This window comes from Kocuria atrinae C3-8 (assembly GCF_000286355.1).
Classification (GTDB): Bacteria; Actinomycetota; Actinomycetes; order Actinomycetales; family Micrococcaceae; genus Kocuria; species Kocuria atrinae_A.
This window is the reverse complement of record NZ_AJXN01000175.1, coordinates 1-1,966: the sequence shown is the minus strand read 5'-3', so window position 1 is coordinate 1,966 and position 1,966 is coordinate 1. Positions and strand designations below refer to the sequence as shown.

Annotated in this window: 1 protein-coding gene and 1 pseudogene; both read left to right on the top strand. The window is 66.9% G+C overall.

Annotated features, from left to right (window positions below):
- On the top strand, positions 1-1,585 hold a 1,585-nt coding region (locus tag YO9_RS0115200; RefSeq protein ID WP_016998266.1), incomplete at its 5' end, for a glycine cleavage T C-terminal barrel domain-containing protein.
- Positions 1,578-1,966, top strand: a pseudogene (locus YO9_RS0115195) (sarcosine oxidase subunit gamma); the annotation flags it as partial. The gene YO9_RS0115200 and the pseudogene YO9_RS0115195, both read left to right, overlap by 8 nt.

Here is a 1,966-nt window from a genome sequence, read left to right as displayed (position 1 = left end):
CGCGCGCCGGGCAGGCTTCGAAACCACGGCACAAGAGCCGAACGCCGCCCCGGAAACGTTCGGCGCCGCCCGCCCGCTGTGGTTGGTCCCCTCGCCCGCGGGACACGAGACCGACTGGACGAACCACTTCGTGGATTTCCAACGCGACCAGACCGTGGCCGACGTGCTGCGCTCTACGGGCGCGGGCATGCGGTCGGTGGAACACGTGAAGCGCTACACCTCCATCAGCACCGCCAATGACCAGGGCAAGACCAGCGGCGTCAACGCGATCGGCGTGATCGCCGCCGCCCTGCAGGACCCGGATGTGGGCGGGATCGGCACCACCACCTACCGCGCGCCCTATACCCCGGTCGCCTTCACCGCGCTCGCTGGACGACGCCGCGGCGAACTCTTCGATCCCGCGCGCGTGACGTCGGTCCACCCCTGGCACGTGGCGCACGGGGCGGAGTTCGAGGACGTGGGGCAATGGAAGCGCCCCTGGTACTACCCCCAACCCGGCGAGGACATGGACGCGGCCGTGCTGCGCGAGTGCACCGCCGCCCGCACCGGGGTCGCGTTCATGGATGCGACCACGCTGGGCAAGATCGAGATCCGCGGGACGGATGCCGGGGAGTTCCTCAACCGCGTCTACACCAACGCGTTCAAAAAACTGAAGCCCGGGATGGGGCGCTACGGGGTGATGTGTACCCCGGACGGCATGGTTTTTGACGACGGCGTGACTCTGCGCCTGGACGAAGACCGCTACCTGATGACCACGACCACCGGCGGGGCGGCCAAGGTGCTGGAATGGCTCGAGGAATGGTCCCAAACCGAATGGCCGGAGCTGGACGTCATGTTCACATCGGTCACCGAGCAGTACACGACCGTGGCCGTGGTCGGGCCGAAGTCCCGGGCGGTGATCGCCAAGCTGGCCCCTGAGCTGGATGTCTCCGCCGAGGCGTTCCCGTTCATGGCCTTCCGCGAAACGATCCTGGCTTCAGGGATTCCGGCGAGGATCTGCCGGATCTCCTTCTCGGGCGAGCTGGCCTTCGAGATCAACGTGGCCTCTTGGTACGGGATGTCCGTGTGGGAATCGGTGGCTGAAGCCGGGGCTGAGTTGGGGATCACCCCCTACGGCACCGAAACCATGCACGTGCTGCGCGCGGAGAAGGCGTTCCCGATCGTGGGTCAGGACACCGACGGCACCGTCACACCCCAGGACCTGGGCATGGACTGGGTGGTGTCCAAAACCAAGGACTTCATCGGCAAACGCTCCTACGACCGGCCCAGTGCGACCAGCCCCAACCGCAAGCAATTGGTGGCGGTTTTGCCCGTGGACACCACCTACCGATTGCCGGAGGGCACCCAATTGGTGAACCAGGGGACGCCCATTACTCCGCAGGACGCGCCCGTTCCCATGGTGGGTCACGTGACCTCCAGCTACCGCAGCGCCGCCCTCGACCGAACCTTTGGACTCGCGCTGGTGAAAAACGGCCGCAACCGGATCGGCGAAAAGCTTCAGGCGCCGTTGGACGGTGCACTGGTGGACGTCGTGATTGCCGAACCCGTGCTCTACGACCCCGAAGGGATGCATCGAGATGGCTGAGCAAATCCTGACCGATATCCGCCCACTGCGCCGCAGTCCACTGGCTGACCTGACCGATCTCATGGCCCAGGCAAGCGTGACCGGCGAACGCGGTGTGCGCCTCCGCGAGATCCCGTTCCTGAACATGGTGGGCATCAGGGTCCAACCCGGCTCCGACGCCGCTCAAAACGTCACCTCCGTGGTCGGCCTGCCACTGCCCTCCGGCCACGGACAGGTCACCGGCGATACCGACACCGCCGCGATCCTGTGGCAGGGACCCGACGAGTTTCTGCTGGTCAGCCCCGATGCACTGGCCGCTGAGATCGACCCTCCCGGGGCACGTCGCGGACTTCCCGACGACGCCGCCGCTCCCGCCGACGCCGCTCGGGTCGCCTTGGCAGG